Origin of the sequence: Modestobacter altitudinis (genome assembly GCF_005930475.1) — a bacterium.
GTDB lineage: Bacteria > Actinomycetota > Actinomycetes > Mycobacteriales > Geodermatophilaceae > Modestobacter > Modestobacter altitudinis.
The window spans coordinates 1-15,353 of the sequence record NZ_SJEW01000059.1 but is presented as its reverse complement, the minus strand read 5'-3'; the positions used below and the strand labels follow the sequence as shown (position 1 = coordinate 15,353).

General features: G+C 74.3%; 19 protein-coding genes. 9 read left to right on the top strand and 10 right to left on the bottom strand.

Annotation, left to right across the window (positions count from 1 at the left end; all coding sequences use genetic code 11):
* Positions 1-151: 151 nt before the first annotated feature.
* Positions 152-604 carry a heavy metal-responsive transcriptional regulator gene (locus FHL79_RS18705; RefSeq protein ID WP_342777112.1) on the top strand — a complete coding sequence of 151 codons (453 nt, stop codon included), beginning with the start codon at positions 152-154 and terminating at the stop codon, positions 602-604.
* A 159-nt stretch (positions 605-763) separates the two neighbouring features.
* On the opposite strand, the gene FHL79_RS18700 is transcribed toward FHL79_RS18705, so the two are convergent.
* The 4 genes from FHL79_RS18700 to FHL79_RS18685 form a co-directional block, all read right to left on the bottom strand.
* The gene (locus tag FHL79_RS18700) at positions 764-1,288 is read right to left on the bottom strand and encodes a universal stress protein (RefSeq protein WP_138760087.1); all 525 of its coding nucleotides are present in this window, start codon (positions 1,286-1,288) and stop codon (positions 764-766) included.
* A gap of 31 nt (positions 1,289-1,319) precedes the next feature.
* Positions 1,320-1,685: a fluoride efflux transporter CrcB gene (gene crcB, locus FHL79_RS18695; RefSeq protein WP_138760086.1), complete on the bottom strand. Its 366-nt coding sequence runs from the start codon at positions 1,683-1,685 to the stop codon at positions 1,320-1,322.
* Positions 1,685-2,191: a fluoride efflux transporter FluC gene (locus FHL79_RS18690; protein WP_138760085.1), complete on the bottom strand. Its 507-nt coding sequence runs from the start codon at positions 2,189-2,191 to the stop codon at positions 1,685-1,687. The genes crcB and FHL79_RS18690 overlap by 1 nt, the downstream gene beginning before the upstream one ends.
* A gap of 140 nt (positions 2,192-2,331) precedes the next feature.
* Positions 2,332-2,844 (bottom strand): ATP-binding protein, encoded by a 513-nt coding sequence (locus FHL79_RS18685; protein WP_246080977.1) that lies wholly within the window; start codon positions 2,842-2,844, stop codon positions 2,332-2,334.
* 255 nt (positions 2,845-3,099) lie between these two features.
* Between FHL79_RS18685 and FHL79_RS18680 the strand changes: the two genes are divergently transcribed.
* Positions 3,100-4,326, top strand: a complete 1,227-nt coding sequence (locus FHL79_RS18680) for a PP2C family protein-serine/threonine phosphatase (protein WP_246080970.1) — start codon at positions 3,100-3,102, stop codon at positions 4,324-4,326.
* On the opposite strand, the gene FHL79_RS18675 is transcribed toward FHL79_RS18680, so the two are convergent.
* On the bottom strand, positions 4,294-5,034 hold the full coding sequence (locus FHL79_RS18675) for a hypothetical protein (RefSeq protein ID WP_138760082.1): 741 nt from the start codon (positions 5,032-5,034) through the stop codon (positions 4,294-4,296). The genes FHL79_RS18680 and FHL79_RS18675 overlap by 33 nt on opposite strands.
* Positions 5,035-5,200: 166 nt before the next feature.
* On the opposite strand from FHL79_RS18675, the gene fabG reads away from it, so the two are divergent.
* From fabG to FHL79_RS18660, 3 genes are read left to right on the top strand one after another with little or no spacing between them, the layout of a single operon-like run.
* The gene (gene fabG, locus FHL79_RS18670; protein WP_138760081.1) at positions 5,201-5,905 is read left to right on the top strand and encodes a beta-ketoacyl-ACP reductase; all 705 of its coding nucleotides are present in this window, start codon (positions 5,201-5,203) and stop codon (positions 5,903-5,905) included.
* A gap of 2 nt (positions 5,906-5,907) precedes the next feature.
* Positions 5,908-6,675 carry an enoyl-ACP reductase FabI gene (gene fabI / locus FHL79_RS18665; protein WP_138760080.1) on the top strand — a complete coding sequence of 256 codons (768 nt, stop codon included), beginning with the start codon at positions 5,908-5,910 and terminating at the stop codon, positions 6,673-6,675.
* Positions 6,668-7,834: a ferrochelatase gene (locus FHL79_RS18660; protein ID WP_138760079.1), complete on the top strand. Its 1,167-nt coding sequence runs from the start codon at positions 6,668-6,670 to the stop codon at positions 7,832-7,834. The genes fabI and FHL79_RS18660 overlap by 8 nt, the downstream gene beginning before the upstream one ends.
* Positions 7,835-7,948: 114 nt before the next feature.
* Here FHL79_RS18660 and FHL79_RS18655 read toward each other — a convergent pair whose 3' ends face one another.
* Positions 7,949-8,686: an Rv1486c family protein gene (locus FHL79_RS18655; RefSeq protein ID WP_138760078.1), complete on the bottom strand. Its 738-nt coding sequence runs from the start codon at positions 8,684-8,686 to the stop codon at positions 7,949-7,951.
* A gap of 78 nt (positions 8,687-8,764) precedes the next feature.
* Here FHL79_RS18655 and FHL79_RS18650 point away from each other — a divergent pair, with 78 nt between their 5' ends.
* Both FHL79_RS18650 and FHL79_RS18645 read left to right on the top strand, forming a co-directional pair.
* Positions 8,765-9,196, top strand: coding sequence for an NfeD family protein (locus tag FHL79_RS18650; protein WP_138760077.1), 432 nt, complete (start codon positions 8,765-8,767; stop codon positions 9,194-9,196).
* A gap of 95 nt (positions 9,197-9,291) precedes the next feature.
* A complete protein-coding gene (locus tag FHL79_RS18645; RefSeq protein ID WP_138760076.1) occupies positions 9,292-10,515 on the top strand; it encodes an SPFH domain-containing protein in 1,224 nt (407 codons plus the stop codon).
* 90 nt (positions 10,516-10,605) lie between these two features.
* Here FHL79_RS18645 and FHL79_RS18640 read toward each other — a convergent pair whose 3' ends face one another.
* Positions 10,606-11,646, bottom strand: coding sequence for an RNA polymerase sigma factor SigF (locus tag FHL79_RS18640; RefSeq protein WP_138760075.1), 1,041 nt, complete (start codon positions 11,644-11,646; stop codon positions 10,606-10,608).
* Complete coding sequence (locus tag FHL79_RS18635; RefSeq protein ID WP_138760074.1) at positions 11,643-12,143, bottom strand: ATP-binding protein; 501 nt, start codon at positions 12,141-12,143, stop codon at positions 11,643-11,645. The genes FHL79_RS18640 and FHL79_RS18635 overlap by 4 nt, the downstream gene beginning before the upstream one ends.
* 252 nt (positions 12,144-12,395) lie before the next feature.
* Here FHL79_RS18635 and FHL79_RS18630 point away from each other — a divergent pair, with 252 nt between their 5' ends.
* Positions 12,396-13,403, top strand: a complete 1,008-nt coding sequence (locus tag FHL79_RS18630; protein WP_246080968.1) for a DNA topoisomerase IB — start codon at positions 12,396-12,398, stop codon at positions 13,401-13,403.
* 65 nt (positions 13,404-13,468) lie between these two features.
* Here FHL79_RS18630 and FHL79_RS18625 read toward each other — a convergent pair whose 3' ends face one another.
* Positions 13,469-13,867, bottom strand: a complete 399-nt coding sequence (locus tag FHL79_RS18625) for an STAS domain-containing protein (protein ID WP_026844129.1) — start codon at positions 13,865-13,867, stop codon at positions 13,469-13,471.
* Between the two features lie 217 nt (positions 13,868-14,084).
* Complete coding sequence (locus FHL79_RS18620; RefSeq protein WP_138760073.1) at positions 14,085-14,609, bottom strand: hypothetical protein; 525 nt, start codon at positions 14,607-14,609, stop codon at positions 14,085-14,087.
* A 185-nt stretch (positions 14,610-14,794) separates the two neighbouring features.
* Between FHL79_RS18620 and FHL79_RS18615 the strand changes: the two genes are divergently transcribed.
* Positions 14,795-15,353, top strand: a 559-nt coding sequence (locus FHL79_RS18615) for a DUF1360 domain-containing protein (RefSeq protein WP_246080966.1), incomplete at its 3' end; no start/stop codon positions are given.

The following is a 15,353-nucleotide window of genomic DNA, read 5'->3' as shown; positions in this document are numbered from 1 at the left end:
CCGCGGGCTCCCACAGGTCCACCGGGTCCGCAGGCGGCGGCAGAGGCTCCGGACCGGCTCTCCTTGTGGGAGCCCGTTCGTGCAGAGAGGGGGAGCGGAGAGCCGCTCCGGGCTTGACCTCGGAGTCGACTCCCAGGTCTACGGTCCCGCCATGACGAGCACCGGGACGCTCGCGGGGGCCCGCGGACTGCGGGTGTCCGAGCTGGCGCAGGCGGCGGGGACCTCGGCCGACACGATCCGCTGGTACGAGCGGGTGGGGCTGCTGCCGCCGCCCGACCGGACCGCCGCGGGGTACCGCAGCTACGGGCCGGGCGCGCTGGACCGGCTGCACTTCATCCGGGGTGCCCAGCGCCTCGGCCTCCGGCTGGCCGACATCCGCGACCTGCTCGCGGTCCGCGACACCGGCCGGTGCCCCTGCGAGCCCGCGGAGCAGCTGCTGCGCCGCCGGCTGGCCGAGCTCGACGCCGAGCTCGCCCGGCTGACCGCCCTGCGCGCGGAGATGGTCGCCATGGCCGACGCGCTGCCGGCCGCCGACTGCCCGCCGCCCAGCCCCGGCACCTGGTGCCCGACCGAGGGAGGAGGTGACCCGGCATGCCCCGACTGACCTGCGTCTGCGACCCCGACTGCACGGACGAGGACTGCAGCTGCGACTGCTGCTGACCTGAGCGCTCCGATCAGCCTGCCGCCGGACCCGGGCCGGCGGCAGCACCGCGAGGCGGGTCGGCCTCGTCGCGATCGCCCGTCGGTCCGCCCCTGAGCGGGCTCAGCGCGGTGATGGGCCGGTGCCGGCGGGCACGACGAGCACCGGTCGGCCGCACGTCGACAGCAGCCGGCGGGACACCGACCCGTCGACCAGCCGCCGCAGCCCCTCGCTGACGCCGCGGCCGTGCCGGCCGACGACGATGGCGTAGGCGTCCCGGTCCTCGGCGACCTGCACGAGCACCTCGACCGGCCCGCCGGAGTGGGCCTCGTAGGACCAGCCGTACCGGTGGCCCCGCAGCGCCCGCTCCACCCGCGCTCGCTCCTCGGCGAGGGCGTCCCGCGCCTGGTCCTCCCAGTCCGGGGCGTCCGGATCGACGGGGAAGTCGTTGAGGTTCACCACGTGCACCACAGCCACGTGCGCCCGCAGCCGGTCGGCCAGGTCGACGGCGACGCCGAGGGCGGCGTCGCTCGCCCGGTCCCGGTCGAAGCCGAGCACCAGGGTCGTCCGCGGACCGGCGTCCGGGCCGCTGCCGGCCACGGTCACCGCCGGGCCCGCGAGCAGGTCGCCGTCGCCGTCACCGGTCATGGCACTCCTCCCTGCTGGACGGCCCCGCTGGTCACCCCAGCCGGGACAGCGCCAGGCCCGCACCTCCGGCCAGCACCGTCAGCAGCAGGCTGCCGACGGCGTTGGCCGCGGCCTCCAGGCGCCGGCCGGTCTGGAGCAGCCGGACCGTCTCGAAGGAGGCGGTGCTGAAGGTCGTGTAGCCGCCGCAGAACCCGGTCCCGATGATGATCCTGATCGCATCGGGCTCGCCGCGGAAGAGCACCAGGCCGGTCAGCAGCCCGAGCAGGAGCGACCCGCTGACGTTGATCAGGAGCGTCGCCCAGGGGAAGGTCGTCGGCCACCGGCGTCTGACGCCGCCGTCCAGGCCGAACCGGGCCAGTGCCCCGGCGCTGCCGGCCAGCGCCACCCACACGGTCATCACCGGGCGCCGCCGCCGGCCGGGGAGTCCGCGGTCCGGCGGACGCGGTGGTGGCCCACCGCCACGGCGACACCCGCACCGGCCGCCACCAGGCCGGCGACCACGCTGGCCGCCCCGTACGCGACGGCGACCGGCCAGCGGTCGTGGTCGACGAGGAGGTCGACCTCGACCGCGAGGGTGCTGTAGGTGGTCAGCGCACCGCAGAAGCCGGTCCCGGCGAACAGCCGCAGCGCCCGGCGGTGACCGACGTCCGGGCCGCGGCGGGCGAGTGCCTCGAGGAGCAGGCCCAGCAGGAAGGCACCGGCGAGGTTGACCAGGAACGTCGCGGTCGGCCAGCCCTCCGCCGGGGTGGGCAGCCACCGGCCGACGGCGTACCGGACGGGTGCCCCGAGGAGCCCTCCCAGCGCCACCGCGAGCCACATCAGGGGCTGGTGGTGCGCGGGCCGACCCGCGGAGGTCGGCGAGGGGTCGGGGTCGACCGGCAGGTCGAGGTGCTCGTCGGTCATCGGGCGCAGTCCTCCCGTCGGGACACAGGAGGACCCATCAGCCGGGAGCGGCGGTCGAGGGACCGAGTCGGCCCCTGGGCGGAGATCCATCGCCGTCCGCCGAGCCTAACCGTGCGCCGCGCCCGGGGCCCGCCGGGTGGTCACCGGCAGGGCTGCTGCCGCCTGGTCGCCGCCAGCCGCGGCTTGGGCAGGGAGTCGACCACCTCCGAAGGGGCTTCCGCGCGGGTGTGGTCGATCCGCGCCCAGACGGTCTTGCGGGCACCGTCGGTGAACCAGCCGTGGGCCCCGCAGACCCGGGCGACCACGTACAGCCCCAGGCCCCCGAGCGCGGCGTCCCGGTCGACGGCGGGGGCGGGTCCGATGTCGCCGGCGGCGTCGCTCACCTCCAGCAGCCAGTGCGTGGGCGTGCGGGTCAGCGTGATCTCGACCGGTCCGCGACCGTGCCGCAGCGCGTTGGAGCCGACCTCCTCGAACACCAGCAGCAACCGCTCGACCGCACCTCCGGCGACGGTCCCGGCGGCTCGCTCGGTGCCCAGCGCGGCGGCGAGCCGGCGCCGGCAGCGGGTCAGCTCGGCCGCGGACGCCGGGGTCCACCGCCCGGCGAGGCAGGCGCGGCCATCGGGTGCGGGCGGGGGTCGGTTCCCCCACATCACGTCGGTCAACTGCCCTCCCCGTCCTGGCGGTGCTGTGCGAGGGGTCGAGCGCACCGCCGCCGCTCCCGGCCCGCTCCCTCCATCGGCGGGTGGAGGCCCGGACGTGATCGGCTGGGGCCGACCCGGCTGTGTGCGGTCGACCGCCCCACCCCGGGCGACCCCAGCGGGCGGAGGTGACGGATGACGGTGTGCTGGGCACAGGCGCCTGGGAGTGAGGGCATCCGCCCTCGCCCGCCCCGAGCCGTGGGAGTCCCCGTGGTCGATCCGTTGCGCTCCCTGCTGCGCGCCTCCCACCTGCTCGCCGCCGAGCGGCTGCCCGCCGTCGTCGCCGAGCACGCCCGGGCGATGGGCGCGCGGGACCTGGTCCTCTACCTGACCGACTACGAGCAGAGCTCGCTCGTCGCGCTGCCCGGTGAGGGCGTCCCGGAGCGGCAGGTGATGTCGATCGACAGCAGCCTGGCCGGTCGCGCCTTCCGGCGGGTGGAGGTGGTGCGCTCGGCCACCCACGGTGGACACCGGCTGTGGCTGCCGCTGCTCAACGGTATGGAGCGGCTCGGTGTCGTGGAGGCCGTCCTGCACGGCGAGCCGGACGACGACCTCGAGGAGGACCTGCGCGCCCTGGTGTCGCTGACCGCCGAGCTGATCGTCGCCAACGCCCAGTACAGCGACGTCTACGCCCGGGTCCGCCGGCGCAGGTCGATGAGCCTGGCGGCGGAGATCCAGTGGGAGCTGCTGCCGCCGCTCACCTTCGGCACCGACCGGGTGGTGATCACCGGCGGGCTGGAGCCGGCCTACGAGATCGGCGGGGACACCTTCGACTACTCGGTCACCGACGGGACCGCCGACCTGCTGGTCCTGGACTCGGTCGGACACGGGCTGCCGGCCGCCGTCCTGGCCGGCGTCGCCGTGGGTGCCTACCGGCACGCCCGGCGGAGCAGGCTCGACCTGCCCGACATCGCCCGGGAGATGGACGAGGCGATCGCCGGCCAGTTCACCGGCAGCCAGTTCGCCACCGCGGTCATCGCCCGGCTGGACGTCGAGAGCGGCCAGCTCCGCTGGGTCAACGCCGGCCATCCCGACCCGCTGGTCCTGCGGGCCGGGGAGCTGGTGCTGCCCCCGCGCTGCCCACCCAGCCGGCCGCTCGGGCTGCAGGACGGCCGACCGACCACCTGCACCACCCGCCTGGAACCCGGCGACCGGCTGGTCCTCTACACCGACGGCATCACCGAGGCCCGGTCGCCCGACGGCGAGTTCTTCGGGGAGGCCCGGCTGGCCGAGTTCATCCTGGCGGCCGCGTCCGCCGGGGACCCGGCGCCGGAGACCGTCCGCCAGCTCATGCGGCGGGTGCTGGAGCACCAGGCCGACCAGCTGCAGGACGACGCCAGCATCGTCATGCTCGAGTGGCGCACCGGGGAGGAGTGGCGGATCCCGTCCGGGGTGGCCCCCCGGTCAGCCGTCCACCCGCGCGACGCCGCGCGGTAGCGCCGGGCGGGTGCCCGGGGCGAAGAGGTCGACCAGCGCGTCCCACCGGTTGCGGCGCCCGGCCGGGAAGCGCTCCTGGGCCCGGCGCGCGCGGTCGGACCCGGCCGGGTACCTGCGGCGGGCCCAGGGCGAGGACGGCCGGGCCAGCCGCAGCGCGGCGACCATCCCCACGACCGGGACGAAGACCCCCACCACCCCGGCCACCACCCGGCCCTTGAGGATGCTGATCAGCGCGAACACCGTGTTGACCGCGACGGTGACCAGCACCGCGACCTCGCCGCCGGCCTCGTCGGTGTCGAAGGGGTTGGCGCCGAACAGCAGCAGACCGCCGACCAGCAGCGCGAGCAGCACGGCGTCGACGGAGCTGCGCCCCTCGGCGGACCAGTAGACGTCGTCCAGGTGCAGCCACAGCGCGAACTCGTCGAGGGTCAGCGCGGCACCGGCTCCGAACAGCGCCGCGAGCACGTACTGCCACCCCCCGCCGGGGCGGTAGGTGAACTCGGCCGTGCCGGTGCCCAGCAGCAGGAAGATGCCGTAGACCTCGTGGTGCAGGTGGACGCCGCCGACGCTGGCGTCGCGGAACGGCCCGCGGCCGGCGCGGATCGCCCGGGTGGTGAACCGGGTCGCCAGGAAGGTGACCAGCAGCGCGGCCACCAGCCAGGCCACCACGGCCCGGCGGCCGCTGAGGAACGGCATGAGTGCGTCCACGGACCACCCTCCCAGCCCCCGGACCGCCGAAGCTAGCCAGCTGCGGGCAGCAGCGGAAGGGTCGGCCGACCGGGCGGCCCCCACCGGCTCGCCCGGGTGTGACCTGCGCCCACCGGATAGGTTCACCCCGACGGGACAGGCGGCCGGCGGCGATGAGGTGGGCACGGTGGGCAGGTCGGTGCTGGTGACCGGCGGGAACCGGGGGATCGGGCTGGCCATCGCCCGCTCGTTCGTGGAGGCCGGTGACTCGGTCGCGGTGACGCACCGCGGCAGCGGCGCCCCCGAGGGGCTGTTCGGGGTGGAGTGCGATGTCACCGACGCCGCGGCGGTGGACCGCGCGTTCACCGAGGTCGAGGAGCACCAGGGGCCGGTCGAGGTGCTGGTGAGCAACGCCGGCATCACCCGCGACGGGCTGCTGCTGCGGATGGGCGAGGACGCCTTCACCGACGTCATCGACGCCAACCTCACCGCCGCCTACCGGGTCGCCAAGCGCGCGGCGCCGAAGATGGTGCGCGCCCGCTCCGGCCGGATGGTCTTCATCAGCTCGGTGGTCGGGCTGCTGGGCTCGGCCGGGCAGGTCAACTACGCGGCGAGCAAGTCCGGGCTGGTCGGGCTCGCCCGCTCGATCGCCCGGGAGCTGGGTAGCCGTGGCATCACCGCCAACGTGGTCGCGCCGGGCTTCGTGTCCACGGACATGACCGCGGAGCTGCCGGAGAAGCGGCAGCAGGAGATCCTCGGTCAGGTGCCGCTGGGTCGCCTCGCCGAGGCGGACGAGATCGCCGGCGTCGTCCGCTTCCTGGCGGGCGAGCAGGCGGGGTACATCACCGGGGCGGTCGTCCCGGTCGACGGCGGACTGGGGATGGGGCACTAGGAATGGGCATTCTCGAGGGCAAGAAGATCCTGGTCGCCGGTGTGCTCACCGAGCAGTCGATCGCCTTCTCGGTGGCGCGCATCGCGCAGGAGCAGGGCGCCACCGTCGTCCTGTCCAACTTCGGCCGCGCACTGTCGCTGTGCCAGCGGATCGCCAAGCGGCTGCCGCAGGAGGCCGCGGTGGTCGAGCTGGACGTCACCGACGCCGAGCACCTGTCGACCCTGGCCGACCGGCTGCGCGAGCACGTCGACTCGCTCGACGGCGTCGTCCACTCCATCGGCTTCGCCCCCCAGGAGGCGATGGGCGACGGGTTCACCGAGGTCGCGTGGGAGCACGCGGCCACCGCGTTCCAGGTGTCCAGCTGGTCGCTCGCCTCGCTCACCCAGGCCTGCCGGCCGCTGTTCGGCGACACCGCCTCGGTGGTCGGGCTGACCTTCGACGCCACCGTCGCCTGGCCCGTCTACGGCTGGATGGGCGCGGCCAAGGCGGCGCTGGAGTCGACCTCCCGCTACCTGGCCCGGGAGCTGGGCTCCGAGGGCGTGCGGGTGAACCTGGTCGCGGCCGGCCCGCTGCGCACCATGGCGATGAAGTCGATCCCGGGCAGCGCCCAGTTCGAGGAGGCCTGGGAGGGCCGCGCCCCGCTGGGCTGGTCGGTCACCGACACCGAGCCCGCCGGCAAGGCCGTCGCCGCGCTGCTGTCGGACTGGTTCCCGGCGACGACCGGTGAGATCGTGCACGTCGACGGGGGCTTCCATGCCGTCGGTGTCTGACCTCGCCTCGCCCCGGCACCCGCTCCCCGCGGGGGCCTCGATCACCCGGGCCGGCCAGCAGCCGGACCAGGACCCCTCGCTCGCCGTCCGCAACAACGGCGGTGTCGAGCCGTCCGCGGAGCCCGCCCCGGCCGGCCGGCGCGAGGCGCTGCTCGTCCTCGGCTTCGGCGGTCCCGAGGGCCACGACGACGTGATGCCGTTCCTGGAGAACGTCACCCGCGGTCGCGGCATCCCGCGGGAGCGGCTGGAGGCCGTCGCCGAGCACTACCACCACTTCGACGGGGTCAGCCCGATCAACGACCAGAACAAGGCGCTGGTCGCCGCCCTGGAGGCCGAGCTCGCCGCGGTGGGCATCGACATGCCGGTGTACTGGGGCAACCGCAACTGGGCGCCCTACGTCGAGGACGCCTGGCGGCAGATGGCCGAGGACGGCATCGCGCACGCCTACGTGCTCGCGACCTCGGCCTACGCCTCGTTCTCCGGCTGCCGGCAGTACCACGAGGACGTCGCCCGGGCGCGGGTCGCGCTGGAGCTCGACCCGTCCGCGCCGGCCGGCCCGACCGCGGAGAAGCTGCCGCACTACTTCGACGCGCCCGGCTTCGTGCAGGCCAACGCGGAGGCGCTGGCCGCCGCGATCGCCACCCTGCCCGAGGGCGTGCGGGACACCGCCCGTCTGGTCGCCACCGCGCACAGCATCCCGGACGCCATGGCCGCCGTCGCCGGGCCGCAGGGCGGGGCCTACGAGGCCGAGCTGGTGCGCGCGGCCCAGCTGGTCGTCGACGCCGCCGCTCCGGGGCGCTCGTTCGACCTGGTCTGGCAGAGCCGCAGCGGGCCGCCGTCGGTGCCGTGGCTGGAGCCCGACGTCAACGACCACCTGCGGGCGCTGGCCGAGTCGGGGGAGGAGGCGGTCGTCGTCTTCCCGATCGGGTTCATCAGCGACCACCTCGAGGTCATCTGGGACCTGGACAACGAGGCCGAGGAGACCGCCGGCGAGTTGGGGCTGGCCTTCGTCCGCGCCGGGACGGCCGGTACCCACCCGGCCTTCGTCACCTCGCTGCGGGAGCTGCTGGAGGAGCGGCGGGCCGGCGGCCAACCGCGGCTGGGCACCAACTGCCCGGCCAGTTGTTGTTTCGTCCACCGTCGCACACGGTCGTCCTGACGGACGACACCGCGACCACGAGCCGTCCCCGGCTCCGCTGAGCCGCTTCCCGCCTCGCGTCGGGAGGCCTCCGGCCCCCACTCGTGAACCGGAGCGGCTACGCCGCCGCGGTGGTCACCTGGGCACCCAGTTGTAGCTGGCCATGGTGGCGCTGCGTACGGCCTGGGCCAGTGGCCGGAGCGCGTCGTCCCGGGCCGCGGCCTGCGCGTGGGTCACCGCGGCGCCAGGGGCGTCGGCCATCGCCAGGTCGAGCACCTGGGACAGCCGCTGCGCCCGGCCCAGCACCGACAGCGCCAGCGGGTCGTGGTCGGCGGGCAGGCCGGGCGCGCGGACGGTCTTGGCCAGCCCGGCCAGCAGCGCGGGCACCTCGGGGTTCCAGCGCGCCAGGTCCAGCGCCACCAGCGTGCGGGCCGCGTCGCCGACGGCGAGGTCGAGCTCGCCGGAGGCCGCCCGCAGGTTGCCCTCCACCGCTGGCGGGACCGGCGGGGTGCCGGCCAGGTCGACCGCCGTCCAGGAGACGGCCTCCGGTCCCAGGGCCTCGGGCACCAGCGCGACCCGCTCACCGACCGCGGCCTGACCGGACTCGAGCGCCGCCGCGACCAGCGACGGGACGGCCGGGATGCCGCGGGTGTCCCCGGGCACGGGGAGCACCAGCCGCAGCCGCCGCTCACCGAGCCCGCGCAGCGCGCTCAGCGCCCAGCCCAGCGGGACCGCCTCGTCGGTGCCGGGCAGCCCGACCACGCGGTGGGCGGTGTCGCCCAGCAGGGCGTCGAGGGCGGCGTCGTAGGAGGCCCGGCCGGTGAGCCAGGCGGTGGCCCAGACGGCGACCCGGCCGGCGGCGATGTCGTGCACGACTGCCGAGGTTACGACCCCGCGCCACTCGTCGACGAGGGCACCGCCGGGCGGCCGGCGCGTGCCAGACTGCGAAGTGTGGCTGCCTGGTTGCTCTGGTTGATCGCCGCCGGCCTCTTCGCCGCGGGCGAGGTGGCCAGCCTGGACCTGGTTCTGCTGATGTTCGCCGGCGGTGCGCTCGGCGGCATGAGCGCGGCGTTCCTGACCGACAGCGTGCCCATCCAGCTGCTCGCCTTCGTCGTCGTCTCGGCGGCCCTGCTCGTCGTCGTCCGCCCGGTCGCCAAGCGTCACCTGGTCGACCGCACCCCCGAGCAGATCGACGGCGTGGCCGTCTACGTCGGCCGCACGGCCGTGGTGAGCCAGCGGGTGGACAACGAGTCCGGGCGCATCCGGATGGGCCACGACGAGTGGACGGCGCGCACCCAGCTCGACGACGAGGTCTTCGAGGTGGGCGACGAGGTGCGGATCGTGCAGATCGACGGGCCGATCGCCTTCGTCGGCCACTGCTGACCCCATCCGGGGAAGCCGGGAACGGAATCGGTGACGTGTCCGTCTCGGACGGTGCAGGATCGCTGGCACGCACCACCTCCTAGGAACGGAGCACCGTGGAACCCGCACTGATCGCGCTCATCGTGATCGCGCTCTTCGTGGTCGTCGTCCTCGCCAAGAGCGTGACGATCGTCCCGCAGGCCCAGGCGAAGGTCGTCGAGCGTCTCGGCCGTTACAGCCGCACGCTCTCGCCCGGCCTGGCCCTGCTCGTCCCGTTCGTGGACCGGGTCCGCGCCACCATCGACCTGCGCGAGCAGGTGATCTCCTTCCCGCCCCAGCCGGTGATCACCGCGGACAACCTGCAGGTGGGCATCGACACGGTCGTGTACTTCCAGGTCACCGACCCCCGGCTGGCGGTCTACGGGATCGCGAACTACATCACCGGCATGGAGCAGCTCACCACCACGACGCTGCGCAACGTCGTCGGCGGGCTGAACCTGGAGGGCGCGCTGACCGGCCGGGACGGGATCAACTCCCAGCTGCGCGAGGTGCTCGACGGCACCACCGGTCCGTGGGGGCTGCGGGTGGCCCGGGTGGAGATCAAGGCGATCGACCCGCCGCCGTCCATCCAGGACTCGATGGAGAAGCAGATGCGCGCCGACCGCGACAAGCGCGCGGTCATCCTCACCGCCGAGGGGCAGCGGCAGTCGGCGATCACCACTGCCGAGGGCCAGAAGGCCTCGGCGATCCTGTCGGCCGAGGGCAAGAAGCAGGCGGCCATCCTGGACGCCGAGGCCGAGCGGCAGAGCCGGATCCTGCGCGCCGAGGGTGAACGGGCGGCGCTGTTCCTGCAGGCGCAGGGCCAGGCGAAGTCGATCGAGACGGTGTTCCAGGCCATCCACGACGGCAAGCCCGACCAGGGGCTGCTGGCCTACCAGTACCTGCAGACGCTGCCGAAGATCGCGCAGGGCGACGCCAACAAGATGTGGATCGTCCCCAGCGAGTTCAGCAAGGCGCTGGAGGGGTTGTCCCGGCTGGGCGGCTCGGACGGCGAGCAGCGGTCCTGGCTGGACGTGGACGGCGCCAACGGCAACGGGACCGCGCCGGCCGCGGCGCCGGCAGCCGCCTCGGCCCAGTCGCTGGACACCAGCAGCTGGTTCGACTCGAACCTGCCGCCGGCCGCCGAGCAGCCCGAGGCGAAGATCTCGCTGTCCAGCATCGGGGTCGAGCCCAGCCTGCCCAGCGCCGCCCCGCCGCGACCGTCGCTGACCCAGGCGGCCGAGGACGTCCGCAGCACGCCGCCCCAGATCGGCACCGGGGAGCAGCCCGACCAGCAGTGAGACGACGGCCGGTTCCGCATGACGCGGAACCGGCCGTCCGGCCCCGTCCAGAGGCTCGCCCCGAGCGTGCGAGGGGGACGGGGTCCTCCGTCAGTCCTTGAGCAGGCCCTCGCGGAGCTTGGCCAGGGTCTGACTGAGCAGCCGGGAGACGTGCATCTGGGAGATGCCGATGTCCGCGGCGATCTGTGACTGGGTCATGTTCCCGAAGAACCGCAGGATCAGGATGCGGCGCTCACGGGCCGGGATGGTGGCCAGCAGCGGCTGCAGCGACTCGCGGTACTCCACGCCCTCGAGTGCGGCGTCCTCCTCGCCCAGCGTCGCGGCCAGGGTGGGGGAGTCCTCCTCGCCGGACAGCCGCTCGTCCAGCGAGCTGCTGCGGTAGGCGTTGGCCACCGCCAGGCCCTCCAGCACCTCGGCGCGCGGGATGCCCAGGTGCTCGGCCAGCTCCGACGGCGTCGGGGCGTGCCCGTTCTTCTGGGACAGCTCGCTGACCGCCGCGTTCAGCGACAGGTGCAGCTCCTGCAGTCGCCGCGGTACCCGCACCGACCAGCCCTGGTCGCGGAAGTGCCGCTTGATCTCCCCGGTGATGGTGGGGACGGCGAAGGAGAGGAACTCCACCCCGCGGGTCGGGTCGAACCGGTCGATGGCCGCGATCAGCCCCAGCGTGCCGACCTGCAGCAGGTCGTCGAAGGGCTCTCCGCGGTTGCTGAACCGGCGGGCGAAGTGCCGGACCAGCGGCAGGTGCTCCTCGACCAGGATCTCCCGCAGCCGCTCCCGGCGCGGGTCGCCCTTCTCCAGCGTGGACAGCTCCAGGAACAGCGGCGCGGTCCGCTCGGAGCGGCTGCGGTTCTCCGAGAGCGGGACCGGGGCCGGGGCCTCGGGCGCCGCGGCGACCTCGGCCGTCTCGACGACCTCCACTGCCTCGACGACGACGTCGTCCGGTGCCGGGTCGGCGGGGTCTCGCTGGGTGGGGGCGTCGTCGGGGTCCGTGGTCGTCTCCAGGGTCTCCGGGGCAGCTCCGGGGACGACCGGTGCGTCGTCCGCCGGAGTGCGGGGTCGGGCGGGCTCACCCACGTCGAGGACTGCGGCGTCGTCGGCGGCCGGTGAGTCCGTGGCAGCCGACGGGGTCACCGGGCGACCGACACGTCGGCGCCGGGCTCGGTGAGCAGGTCCGCCGTGGTGTACCGGCGCAGCTTCTTGACCAGGGCGATGCCGGCGACCGGGGTGTCCGAGCCGTTGCCGGCGGTCACCGTGGCCTGGTCGCTCGGCCCGGACTCGACCGTGTCGACCAGCGCCTCCAGCACGGCCCAACCGAAGCCGTCGCGCGGCACGTCGACGCCGGGGGAGGTGGGCACCCACGCGTCGATGCGCAGGCCGTCGCGACTGGCCTCGAAGACCACGGTCAGCGGGGAGTCGCGCAGCGCGACGGAGGCCAGCGTGGCGCAGGCCTCGTCGACGGCGAGGCGGAGGTCCTCGACCGCGTCCAGGTCGAAGTCCATCCGCATCGCCAGGTCACCGGCCATCGCGCGGACCGCGGGCAGCTGCGTCGGCGAGGTCGGGACCTTCAGTTCCAGGCGCTCGGCGCGCCGTTCGCCGGTGGGGGCGTCGGCGCCCGTCGTGTCGACCATGCGTCGTTCGCTCCTTCGTCGTCCCCACGTCCCGGACGGGAGCGTGGCGGTCCATCTCAGCGCACCCACCGCAGGTCCTGCCCGGCGCGCAGCGCCGGACGGTGCGGAGGGGCCGGGCTGTTCCCGGGCCCCCTGACGGTATCCCGCCCGGCCCGGATCCCCACCTCCGCACCACGGCCGACTCCTGCTCCGGGGATGACAGGTCTCTCCCAACGGGTTTGAGCCGACCCGGTGGTGCCCATCCCAAACGGCGTGAGACTGCGCCGTAGTGACGTGCACGCCCGGGGCTGGACCCGACGCCGGGCCGGACGTGGGTTCGCCTACTTCGACTCCGACGGTGTGCTGATCAAGGACGACCGGCTGGACCGGTTGAAGACGCTCGCCATCCCGCCGGCGTGGAAGGACGTGTGGATCTGCCCGTGGCCCAACGGCCACATCCAGGCGGTCGGCACCGATGCGGCCGGCCGGCGGCAGTACCGCTACCACGACGCGTGGCGGGTCAAGCGGGATGCCGCCAAGCACGAGCGGGTGCTGGAGATCAGCCACCAGCTGCCCGACGTCCGCGACGCCGTCCTCGAGGCGCTGGGCACGACGGGCCTCAACCGCGACCGGGTGCTCGCCTGTGGTGTGCGGCTGCTCGACCTGGGGGCGTTCCGGGTGGGCAGCGAGCAGTACGCCGAGGACAACGGCACCTTCGGGCTGGCCACCCTGCGCCGCGAGCACGTCGAGGTGCGCGGCGAGCAGGTGTTCTTCCGCTACACCGCCAAGGGCAGCATCGAGCGCGAGCTGGAGCTGATCGACCAGCCGACCGCGGTGGTGGTCCGGGAGCTGCTGAAGCGGCCGGCCGACCAGGGTGACGAGCTGCTGGGCTACCCGCTGGCGGACGGCAGCTGGCACGACGTGACCAGTGACGAGATCAACGCCTACCTCAAGGAGATCAGCGGCGCAGAGATCACCGCGAAGGACTTCCGCACCTGGACGGCGACGGTGATGATGGCCGCCACGCTGGCCGAGGGGCCGCCGCCGAAGGGCAAGACCGCGCGCGGCAAGGTGGTCCGGCAGGCCTACGTGAAGGTCTCCGAGCAGCTGGGCAACACCCCGGCGGTGTGCAAGGCCAGCTACGTCGACCCACGGGTCGTCGACCGGTACGAGCACGGCGAGACGATTGCCGATGCCGTGGCCGAGGCTTCCCGGGCAGCGGACGACCGGACGGCGCAGCGGACCCTCGAGGCCGGCGTGTGCAGCCTGCTCAGCGCTTGACGAGGCGACGACGGGCGCCCCTCCCGGAGGAGGGGCGCCCGTCGTCGCGGCACGAACGTGCGGTGCTAGGCCTTCTCGGCGATCGTGAAGAGGTCGATGAGGCCGGTGACCTCCAGCGGGCGGGTCACGGCGCGGGTGTTGGCCACCAGCCGCAGCCCGACGTCGCGGGAGCGCGCCGACTTCTGGGTCTCCACCAAGACGGCCAGCCCGGCCGAACCGAGGAACTGCACGCCGCACAGGTCGATGACCAGCGCGGTCGGCTGCTGCTCCAGCTGGGTGTCCAGGGAGGCCCGCAGGACCGGTGCGGTGAAGGTGTCGACCTCGCCGACGACCGTCACGGTCACCGTGCCGTCGTCGTCGGTGGACGTCGACAGCGTGATCACGTCGTCGAAGGGCGCTTCGTTCGAGTCAGCCGGGGCCGACACGTCGCGCGAGCCCTCGGCGGGCGACTCGGATGAGGTCACGGACTGCAGCTCCTCTCAGCGGCGATGCCCGTCGGGCACGCTCAGCTCGGCCAATGTACTGCGGTACACCGGCCGGTCCGACACGGCCCGGGGCACGCGGGGTGTTCCGGACGTACCTGCCCAGGGGCCTGGGCAGGCGACGGCTGGCTGCTCAACCGTGGCGCCCAACCTAGCCTCGCCGGGAGGGGGGCACCACTCAGGCGGCCTCCTGGCCGGGTCAGCCGTCGGTGACGTGCATGGCCCGCTCCTCGGGGCCCTCGCCACCGGTCGGGTCGTCGGCGCTGGCGATCACGTCGTCGCTGACGCTGTCGGTGAAGGAGTCGGCCTGGTCCGACAGCCCGTCCTGGCTGATCTGCGGGACGGTCCGGTCGTGGGTCTCGGCCGCGCGGACGTCGTCGATGGGGTCCATCGTGCTGTCGGGCACCTCGCGGTCCAGCCGGCCCGACAACGACTCGCCCTCGGCCTGCTCGAAGGCGGTGGTGCCGAAGTCGACTGTGGCGTTGGCGCGCTCGCCGGGCACCGGGGCGAACTCCGGGTCCTCGGCCAACGCCTCGGTCGGGTGGTCGTCGTCGGCGATGTCCGGGACGCCGTCGTCCTCGTAGGAGATGTCCCGGGCGGTCTGCCCCTGGGGGTCGGTGCCGGAGGTGTCGGCGTCCGTCGTCCCGGTGAGGCCGCGCTCGTCGTCGGGGAACTCGGCGTCGTTGAGGGCGGAGTCGATCGCGGCGCGGTCGGGCTCGGTCATGGTGGTGCCTCCGTTCTGCGTGCCGCGGCGCGCGCACGCTCGCCGTCCGGTGGACGGGGGGAGCCGGTCGGGTGACCGGCGTCGTGCGATCGCCCTACCCGCCAGCCCCGGCGCCATGCGTGACCCATCACCGGGGCCGTCCGGGCTTGTCGATCACTCTGTGCGGGTACTGGCGGGGAATGGCGATGGCAGACGTGCGGCAGATCGGCGAGCCGGTCCGGCGATGGGCGCGCACCCAGAAGCAGGAGTACACCCAGGGCGAGGCGCGTCCGTTGGGTGCGGACCTGGGGGCGATGGGCGTCTACCTCGGACTCGTGGGCACGGCGGCCGCTGCGATCCGGGCCGGCGGCCGGGAGCTGCCCAGCAGGATCCCGCTGGGGGACGCCGTGCTCCTCACCGTCGGCACCTTCCGGCTGGCCCGGCGGATCGCGAAGGACCCGGTCACCGCGCCCGTCCGCGCGCCGTTCGTCAGCTACCAGGGGACGTCGGGGGAGGCGGAGGTCGCCGAGGTCGTGCGCGAGCACGGCGGGGTCAAGCACGCCGTGGGCGAGCTGCTGACCTGCCCGTTCTGCATGGCGCAGTGGGTCGGCACCGGGTTCGTGCTCGGCTACGTGAGCGCGCCCCGGGCCACCCGGCTGGCCGCCCTGACGATGACCATGGTGGCCGGCTCCGACGTCCTGCAGTTCGTCTACGACGCGATCCAGAACGGTGCGCTGAAGGGCGGGGGAGAGGACGGCGGGGGAG